The 9261-nt window shown below is 63.8% G+C and carries 9 protein-coding genes; 5 read left to right on the top strand and 4 right to left on the bottom strand.

Annotation, left to right across the window (positions count from 1 at the left end):
• Window position 1: 1 nt before the first annotated feature.
• The 4 genes from ligA to HGI47_RS17320 all read right to left on the bottom strand — a co-directional run bounded on the left by ligA (window position 2) and on the right by HGI47_RS17320 (window position 3475).
• On the bottom strand, window positions 2-421 hold the full coding sequence (gene ligA / locus HGI47_RS17305; protein ID WP_168854025.1) for a protocatechuate 4,5-dioxygenase subunit alpha: 420 nt from the start codon (window positions 419-421) through the stop codon (window positions 2-4).
• Entirely contained in the window at window positions 418-1443 is a 1026-nt protein-coding gene (locus tag HGI47_RS17310; RefSeq protein ID WP_168854026.1) for an amidohydrolase family protein, read from the bottom strand. Before HGI47_RS17310 ends, ligA begins: the two co-directional genes overlap by 4 nt.
• Window positions 1440-2261 carry an NAD(P)-dependent oxidoreductase gene (locus HGI47_RS17315; protein ID WP_168854027.1) on the bottom strand — a complete coding sequence of 274 codons (822 nt, stop codon included), beginning with the start codon at window positions 2259-2261 and terminating at the stop codon, window positions 1440-1442. Before HGI47_RS17315 ends, HGI47_RS17310 begins: the two co-directional genes overlap by 4 nt.
• A gap of 62 nt (window positions 2262-2323) precedes the next feature.
• Window positions 2324-3475, bottom strand: coding sequence for a LysR family transcriptional regulator (locus HGI47_RS17320; RefSeq protein WP_168854028.1), 1152 nt, complete (start codon window positions 3473-3475; stop codon window positions 2324-2326).
• Window positions 3476-3581: 106 nt separating this feature from the next.
• On the opposite strand from HGI47_RS17320, the gene ligK reads away from it, so the two are divergent.
• From ligK to HGI47_RS17345, 5 genes are all read left to right on the top strand, one after another.
• Window positions 3582-4256 carry a 4-carboxy-4-hydroxy-2-oxoadipate aldolase/oxaloacetate decarboxylase gene (ligK, locus tag HGI47_RS17325; protein WP_168854041.1) on the top strand — a complete coding sequence of 225 codons (675 nt, stop codon included), beginning with the start codon at window positions 3582-3584 and terminating at the stop codon, window positions 4254-4256.
• Complete coding sequence (locus HGI47_RS17330) at window positions 4249-5307, top strand: 4-oxalomesaconate tautomerase (protein WP_168854029.1); 1059 nt, start codon at window positions 4249-4251, stop codon at window positions 5305-5307. The genes ligK and HGI47_RS17330 overlap by 8 nt, the downstream gene beginning before the upstream one ends.
• A 126-nt stretch (window positions 5308-5433) precedes the next feature.
• The gene (locus tag HGI47_RS17335) at window positions 5434-6324 is read left to right on the top strand and encodes an amidohydrolase family protein (RefSeq protein WP_168854030.1); all 891 of its coding nucleotides are present in this window, start codon (window positions 5434-5436) and stop codon (window positions 6322-6324) included.
• Between the two features lie 293 nt (window positions 6325-6617).
• On the top strand, window positions 6618-8525 hold the full coding sequence (locus HGI47_RS17340) for a methyl-accepting chemotaxis protein (RefSeq protein ID WP_168854042.1): 1908 nt from the start codon (window positions 6618-6620) through the stop codon (window positions 8523-8525).
• Between the two features lie 49 nt (window positions 8526-8574).
• Window positions 8575-8919, top strand: a complete 345-nt coding sequence (locus HGI47_RS17345) for an energy transducer TonB (protein ID WP_168854031.1) — start codon at window positions 8575-8577, stop codon at window positions 8917-8919.
• Window positions 8920-9261 lie beyond the last annotated feature (342 nt).

Consider the following 9261-nt stretch of genomic DNA (forward strand, 5'->3'; position numbering starts at 1 on the left):
ATCAATAGCCTCCCTTGATCGAGCGATTGCCGATGGGCGAACGGCCGCCATCCAGCATCATCTGGCGGTATTCCGGCCAGGTCATGTCGGTCATAGTGCTGACCGCTTCGGCGAACGGCAGCCCGTCGGACGAGAACAGCTTTGACAGGAAATAGACGTTGCCGCCCAGATCCAGCAGCGTGTTGTAATCGCGTGCCAGCAGAGCCTGCTTGGCGTCTTCGCTGATCTTCCATTCGTCCAGATAGGCGCGTTCATCGGCCTTGAACCGTTCGCGGTTTTCCGCCTTCATCAGGCTCATCGCGAACTGGTTGATCCAGTATCCCTTGCGGGCGCGCGCGGCGGTATAGACGCGGGTGCCGGGAATATCGTCCAGTTCGGCAAGGTATTCGTGGATGTTCTGCTTGGGCGTTGCTTCGGTCACAGGCCCCTCTCCTTCAGCTTGGCGTCGAGGCGCGGGAACACGCGGCGCGCGTTGCCCTCGAAAATCGCGTGGCGTTCCGCGTCCGTGATGTCGAGCGCATCGACATAACGCTTGGTGTCGTCAAAATAGAAGCCGGTGGTGGGATCGATGCCGCGCACCGCGCCGACCATTTCCGAACCGAACAGGATGTTCTTGTTCTCGATCACGTCGGCCAGCAGGTTGATCCCCGGCTGGTGATAGACGCAAGTGTCGAAGAACACGTTGTTCATCAGGTGCGTATCAAGACCGGGCTTTTTCAGCATGTCGGCCAAACCGCGATAGCGCCCCCAGTGGTAGGGCACTGCGCCGCCGCCATGCGGAATGATGAAGCGCAACGTGGGGAACTTGCTGAACAAGTCGCCTTCCAGCAACTGCATGAACGCAATGGTGTCCGCCGCGATGTAGTACCCGCCGGTTGCGTGCATCGCCGGGTTGCATGAACCCGAAACGTGGATCATCGCCGGAACGTCCAGCTCGCACATCTTCTCGTAGAACGGGAACCAGAACTCGTCCGTCAGCGGCGGATGCTTGAAGTGGCCGCCGCCCGGATCGGGGTTGAGGTTGCAGCCGATGAAGCCGAGGTCGTTTACGCAGCGTTCCAGCTCGCGGATCGAGGACGACATGTCCGCTTCGGGCGACTGCGGCAACATGCACACACCCGCAAAGGTTTCGGGATAGAGACCGACCACGCGCGCGATCAGATCGTTGCAGACCTGCGCCCACTTCACCGCGACCGACTGATCGCCCACGTGCGGGGCCATCGCGCTGGCGCGGGGCGAAAAGATCGTCATGTCCGCGCCACGCTCTTTCAGCAGGCGAAGCTGGTTCGATTCGATCGTTTCGCGGATCTCGTCGTCCGAGATGTCGGGATAGGCCGGGCATTCGGTCCCGGCCTTGAACGCGGCCTTCTGCTTTTCACGCCATTCGTCGTGCGCCTTTGGCAGCACAGTGTAATGGCCGTGGCAGTCGATGATCATGGTCATGCGACTTCGGTCCTCTCGATGTTGAATTTAATGGTCTTGCCGGCCATGTCGCGCTGGCGCTTCACGGTGCCACTGGTCATCACCGGTTCGATGCCCAAGCCTTCCAGCGTCTTGGCGGATTCTTCCATTTCCGCCGCGCGGCGCAGGCCATGCGTGGTCATCCGCTCCACGTTGTATTCGGCGCGGGTGAACCAGCTATCGCCCTTTTCGCTGGCGTCGAGCGAGGACAAAACTTCGTCCACCACACCAGCCTTGGTCGCAGCCAGCATCATCTCGGCGGTCAGCGCTTCCACGCCTTTGACCATGATCGAACGGATCATCTTGATTGCACTGGCGCGGCCAATCTCGTCGCCCACCACGCGGGTCTTGGTGAAACCGGCAGCGCGCAACAACGTTTCTGCTTCAGCCGCATGTTCCCCGGATATCAGCAGCGGCACGTTCATCCGCGCGGGGTGGACCGGCGCCAGCACCGCCACATCGACATAACGCCCGCCTACCGCTGTAATCGCCTTAGCCGCCGCGCGCTTGGTGTCGGGCGCGACCGAGTTCATGTCGCACCAGATCGCCTGCGGTTTCAGCAGCGCGGCATAGTCCTGCGCGGCGGGCAGCGCGGAATCGGCAGTGACCAGCGACAGCACCATATCGGCATCCGAAAGCGCGCATTCGGCGGTAGCGCAAGCTACAACGCCCGCCTCTTCCATCACGCTGCGACGCGCAGGATTCAGGTCAAAGGCCAGCGCGGCGGATTCCCACCCGGCAGCCTTGGCAAAAGTAGACCCGGCCTCACCGAAGCCGATCAGGGCAATAACGCTCTCCATAGCGCCGGTCCTGCGTCGAGCAGGCCAGAGTAACAAATGCAAACATCGCCCAAGCTATAAATTTATGCAAAGCCTTCCACCGCAACCTCACGCAGCAACGCCACGAAAGCCGCCTGCGGCGCGGTCGGTCGCCAGCCCTCGCGCGTGGTGATGCCGATGGTCCGCATTACCGGCACTGGCGGCGGCAGCGTGGCCAGCACGCCGGCCTGCAATTCCACCGCCAATTGCGCCGGGGAAAGCAGCGTCAGCGCATCGGACCCCAGCAGCAATTGCCGCACCGTCAGCACCGATCCGCACTCGATTCCCACATGCGGCGGCTCGGCCCCGGCGGCGCGCATCATGCTTTCCCAATAATGTCGCAGCGGCGTGTCACTGGCGGGGAGTATCCACGGATAACCTGCCAAGGCCGCCCCGTCCGCCGCGCCTGTCAACAGCGGATGCCCGGCGCGCATGACCAGCGCCGGACTGTCTTCGAACACCGCTTCCTGCGCCAGATCGTCCAGCGCGGCAGCCTCGCGAAGCGCGCCCAGCATCAGATCCACTTCGCCATCGCGCAACGGCCCGGAAAGCTCGGCATGACTTCCTTCGACCACCGCCACATCCACCCCCGGATGACGCGCGGCAAAGCGCAGGATCGTTTCTGGCAACCACCGCGCCCTGCTCAGGGGCATTGCCCCCACCACAAGCCGCCCCGCCGCCTTGCCCTGCCACGCCGCAACTTCGGCAAGGCCACTGCGCAGTTCCGCCATCGCCAGACCAAACCCGCGCGCGCGCCGCTCCCCCGCAGGCGTCAGCATCACAGAGCGCCCGCGCCGATCAACGAGTCGCTGCCCCAGCGCCACCGAAAGGTCTGCCACCGCCCGGTGCAACGATGCCGATGAAAGACCCGTTGCATCTGCCGCCACGGCATAACTGCCCGCCCGTGCCAGCGCGAGGAACGCCCGCACTTGCGTGCCCGTCACTCTTGGCGATCCGACATGCGCAATCGCCGCTTCTGCGCGCGGGGCTAGCAGCAGGGCCGGTTCGGTCGGCGTCATGCCCACAGGTCCACGTTGAAACAGGGCGCAACCAAGGTCCGCTTCCAGCCGCGCGATAGCCTGCGTCAGCGCAGGCTGCGTCAGGTTCACCGCCCGCGCCGCCCGCGTCACGCTGCCGTGGCGCACTGTGGCGGCAAAGGCTGATATGTGGCGGATATTGATCGCGCTGCTTGCCATGATCACTCGCTTAGCATTTCCTTATGCCTCGTGCCAAACATTGCATTGGTGGCCAGCGCCCCGCAGTCGCATGGAACGCCGCGAAGAGTTTCATTGGGAGCCGGAAATGTCGGGTATCGTCGTCCAGAACATCGAACGTGCCGATCCAGCCGTGATCGACGGTCTTGCCGCCTGCGGCGTTGCCACCGTGCATGAAGCGCAGGGCCGCACCGGCCTGCTCGCCAGCTACATGCGCCCCATCTATCGCGGTGCCCGCATTGCAGGCTCCGCCGTCACGATCAGCGCCGCACCGGGTGACAACTGGATGGTCCATGTCGCCATCGAACAATTGCAGGCCGGAGACATCCTGCTGCTCGCCCCCACGTCCCCATGCGAAGACGGCTATTTCGGTGACCTCCTCGCCACCAGCGCTCAAGCGCGCGGCTGCCGGGGCCTGGTGATCGACGCGGGCGTGCGCGATGTGCGTGACCTGACGGAAATGAACTTCCCCGTATGGTCCAAGGCGATCTATGCGCAGGGCACCGTCAAGAACACGCTCGGCAGCGTCAACGTCCCGGTCGTCTGCGCCAATGCGCTGGTCAACCCCGGCGATGTGATCGTGGCCGATGATGACGGCGTCTGCGTCGTCCCGCGCGAAAAGGCCGCCGAAGTCCTGAAGGCCGCGCAGGCCCGCGAAGCCAACGAAGGCGAAAAGCGCGAGAAGCTGGCTGCAGGCGTACTCGGCCTCGACATGTACAAGATGCGCGAACGGCTCGAAAAGGAAGGCCTGAAGTATGTCTGACGGCGCCATCCGCTGCATGTGGATGCGCGGCGGCACGTCCAAGGGCGGTTACTTCCTGAAGGATGACTTGCCCGCTAACACCGCCGCCCGCGATGCCTTCCTCCTCGCCATGATGGGCAGCCCCGATCCCGTCCAGATCGACGGCATGGGCGGTGCGGACCCGCTGACCAGCAAGGTCGCGGTCGTCTCCAAATCCACCCGCGAAGGCATCGACGTCGATTACCTGTTCCTGCAGGTCTTCGTCGATCAGGCCATCGTGACGGATGCGCAGAACTGCGGCAACATCCTTGCCGGCGTCGGCCCCTTCGCCATCGAGCGCGGCCTTGTCTCCGCAACCGGCGATGAAACCCGCGTTGCGATCTTCATGGAGAACACCGGGCAAGTCGCCGTCGCCACCGTCTCAACGCCTGGCGGTCAAGTGACCTACAAAGGCGATGCAAAGATCGATGGCGTCCCCGGCTCCCACGCTCCCGTCCCCTTGGAATTCCGCGACACCGCCGGTTCCTCCTGCGGCGCGCTGCTGCCCACAGGCAACGCGGTGGATGTGGTGAACGGCGTGGCAGTGACCCTGATCGACAACGGTATGCCCTGCGTGGTGATGAAAGCCGAAGACCTAGGCATCACCGGCTATGAAGACCGCGACTGGCTCGACGCTGCAACCGACCTCAAGGCAAAGATCGAGGCCATCCGCCTCGCCGTTGGCGAACGCATGAATCTGGGCGACGTGAAGGAGAAGTCCGTCCCCAAGATGATGCTCGTCGCCCCGCCCAAGAATGGCGGCGCGGTGACCGTGCGCAGCTTCATCCCCCACCGTGCCCACGCAACCATCGGCGTCCTGGGCGCAGTCAGTGTGGCCACCGCCTGCCTCATCCCCGGCTCCCCCGCTGCGGCAGTGGCGCAAATCCCCGAAGGCAGCCGCAAGCTGCTCTCGGTGGAACACCCCACCGGCGAAATGAGCTGCGTTCTGGAAGTCGACGACGCAGGCGAAGTCCGCACCGCCGCCCTGCTGCGCACCGCGCGCAAGCTGATGGATGGGGTGGTGTTTGGCTGAATACAAGGCCCGCCTTGCCTCACGTCGTCATTCCCGCGCAGGCGGGAATCCAGTGTGGCAAGCGCAGCGTCAAATTCACTGGATCCCCGCCTGCGCGGGGATGACGAAGGTTAGGAAAGCACGATCATGACCGACCAGAACCGCATCATCAGCTGGCACGCCAACCCGTCCAAGCCGCGCTACACCCCGCCCGCAGGTGCGGTCGACGCGCATTGCCACGTCTTCGGCCCGATGGCGCAGTTCCCCTTCAGCGCCAAGGCCAAGTATCTTCCGCAAGACGCCGGGCCGGACATGCTCTTCGCGCTGCGCGACCACCTCGGTTTTGACAAGAACGTGATCGTACAGGCAAGCTGCCACGGCACCGACAACGCCGCAACGCTTGATGCTATTGCCAAATCCAACGGCAAGGCACGCGGCGTCGCCGTGGTCGATCCCGCGATCTCCGAAGCAGACCTTCACGCCATGCACGAAGGCGGCATTCGCGGCATCCGCTTCAATTTCCTGAAACGCCTGGTGGACGACGCGCCCAAGGACAAATTCCTCGAAATCGCGCAGCGCCTGCCCAAGGGCTGGCACGTCGTGATCTACTTCGAAGCCGACATCCTTGAGGAACTCCGCCCATTCATGGACGCTATCCCCGTCCCCCTCGTAATCGACCACATGGGCCGCCCCGATGTGCGCCAAGGGCCGGATGGCGCCGACATGAAAGCCTTCCGCAATTTCCTGAACAGCCGCGACGACATCTGGTTCAAGGCCACCTGCCCTGACCGTCTCGATGCGATCAAGGAAGGCGGCGCAGGCGATCCGTGGAACGCTTTTGCCGATGCGGTCGCCCCGCTGGTGGCCGATTATCAGGACCGCGTGCTCTGGGGCACCGATTGGCCACACCCCAACATGGACACCGAAGTGCCCGACGATGGCCACCTCGTCGATATGATCCCCCGCATTGCACCCACCGAAGAATTGCAGCGCAAGTTGCTGATTGATAACCCAATGCGCCTCTACTGGGCCGATTAAGGAAACCCTCAAAATAACGACAGCGCCCCCGCGAAAGCGGGGGCCTTGGTGTTGTTACAGAACGCTGGCGCAAAACGGCTGAGGCCCCCGCCTGCGCGGGGGCGCTGCGATGTTAACCATGCCACGCCGCACATCCGCAGGCCCAAACCCGCCCCACCGTGCCGCAATCGCAACCTCTCTGATCAAAATCCTTACCCGCCTCTGCGCAGCAATACGGGCCGCATCCCTTACCGAACCTTGCACTTGCCGCACTAGCACCGGGCTTCATGCCGAGTGCCTTTGCGGGGACCAAGATGCTCAAGTTCAATATCACTGCCAAATTCATCGCCGCCTTCGCGATTATGCTGGCCGCCACGGCCGCAATGGGCCTCTTCGCCGTATCGAAGATCGGCCAGGTCAGCGCCATCGCCGCCGAACAGCGCACAGTATGGATACCGGGTGCCGAAACGCTGGGCGATATCCACGCCTTCACCTCGCAATATCGCCTGAAGCAGGGCGAACTGGTTTCCGCCCCTTCGCCCGATGCGATGGCGCGCAGCCAGAAGATGCTGCGCAACGCCCGCAGCGCCATCGACGGCGGGCTTGCCGATTACGAAAAGCTCGCCACCACGCCCGAACAGAAAAGCGGCGTAGAGGCCATGAAGCAAGCGTGGGCCGCGCTGACGGCGCAAGATGAAACGCTGCAATCGATGGCGCTTTCGGGCGACTCTGCAGGCGCTCAGGCCATGTTCGCAAGCGAAGGGCTCGATGCCTTCTATACACTCGAAGACACGATCCTGACGGCCATCGATGCCAACAAGAAAGCGGCCGACGCTGTTGCGAACCGCGCCGAAGGCATCGGCGCATCGGCGCGCAAGTTCACGTTCGCCGCGCTGGGCCTTACGCTGCTTGCCGCGCTGGTCATGCTGGCCCTGCTGATCCGCAGCATCGCGCGTCCCGTGGTGAAAATGTCCGACGCCGTATCCCGGCTTGTCGATGGCGATCACGCCGTGAACGTCCCCGGCCTTGCCCGGACCGACGAACTGGGCCAGCTTGCCCGCGCGCTCGATCGGTTCCGCGACGTGTTTGCCTCCGATCACGCCCGCGCTGCTACCGAAGCCGCGCGTGCCCGTGAAACGCAGGTTACCATCGATGCTATCGGCGATGGCCTCACCGCGCTGGCCGAAGGCAACCTTACCTTCCGCGTGGCCGAGAATGGCAGCGGCGCACTGGCCAAGCTCCACGTCGATTACAACGCCGCCGTCGCCTCGCTCGAAAGTGTGCTGTCGAAAATCGTCGATGGCTGCAACACGATCAAGCTGGGCACCAACGAAATCGCCAGCGCCTCGAACGATCTGGCCATGCGCACCGAACAGCAGGCCACCTCGCTTGCAGAAACGTCGCTCACGCTCAGCGAATTTACCACATCGGTAAAAACCACGGCAGAAAATGCGCGCCAGACCAGCGCGCGCCTGTCCAACGCACGCACCACCGCCGATGGCGTGGGCGATACCGCCAACCGGGCCGTAGCCGCCATGCGCAGCATCGAAGCCAGCTCGCGCGAAATGGCCGAAATCGTCGGCGTGATCGATGGCATCGCCTTCCAGACAAACCTCCTCGCACTCAACGCAGGCGTCGAAGCCGCCCGCGCAGGCGATGCAGGCAAGGGCTTTGCCGTTGTCGCCACCGAAGTGCGCGCCCTCGCCCAGCGCAGCGCCGATGCTGCCAAATCCATCCGCGATCTGATCGGCAAAAGCACCGAAGAAGTCAGCGGCGGCGTCGCCCTCGTCGAATCCAGCGGTGAGGCTCTGCGCCAGATCGTCACCGAAGTCAGCGCCGTGTCCGAACTGGTCGATGCCATTGCCGAGGCGGCCGGACAGCAAGCCGCTGGCATTGCCGAAATCTCCGGCATGGTCGGATCGATGGATTCCTTCACGCAGCAGAACGCCGCGATGGTGGAAGAAAGCTCTGCCGGCACACGCAACCTTTCGGCGGAAACCTTGGCGCTGGTCGAACAGCTTGCCCGCTTCCGCCTTGGCCGTGCAAGCACGCACCATCGCGCCAGCCCTGCGCCGCTTCCGCCGGCTGAACCGATTGTCGGCCGGATTCCCGCCACTCCTGCCGTCGTTTCCGCACCTCTTGCTGCCCCGCCGATGCGCCCCGCCCCCGTCGTTGGCAACACCGCACTCAAGCCGAGCGAAGACGACTGGTCGGAATTCTGACCCCCCTCCCCGCACACCTTCCATTACCCACCGAACAAAGGATACCCTCATGAAACGTATCGCAAATATCGCCTATGGCGTCGCCGCTCTCGCGCTCACCGCAACGCCCACCTTTGCCCAGTCCGCCGATTGGCAGAAGCAGGTTGCCCGCATCATCGGCTCGAAGCAGACCTACCCCCGCACCGCCCAGATGCGCGGCGAAGAAGGCACCGCTCGCGTTAAGGTTTATGTTGGCGCTGGTGGCGCGATCGAGCGCACCGAACTTGTCGCCCCTTCAGGCTCGTCGACACTCGACAAGGAAGCGCTGGCCATGCCGGTTCGCGCCGGGTCGGTCCCGCCCCCACCGGGTGGCGCAACGTCTGTCATCGTGCCCGTCACCTGGAAACTTCTCTGATCCTCTCGGCGTCGGCCCCGCACTCCCCCTGCCGCGGAGTGCCGATGCCCTGACCTGCCGGAAACCCCTCCCGGCACAGGAATGGGGCGGTCCCAAAAGGACCGCCCCCTTTTTGCACATCCGACGTTCCGAACCGGACACCTGCGCCCCCGCGAAGGCGGGGGCCTTAGTGTTGTTACGAAACGTCAGTAACGGGAACTTCGCCTTGACAAAACGAACCATATAGGTTATATGGCCCGCCACAGGTCAGGAGCGAAGGCAAAGGCCGGCCCAGCTTCTCTCCTTCGGAAGCTGACACATGTTGAAGGCTTCCGGCGCGATCGGCGCGGCAGTGCGCACGGG

It is taken from the genome of Novosphingobium sp. ERN07, from assembly GCF_012641335.1.
Taxonomy (GTDB): domain Bacteria; phylum Pseudomonadota; class Alphaproteobacteria; order Sphingomonadales; family Sphingomonadaceae; genus Novosphingobium.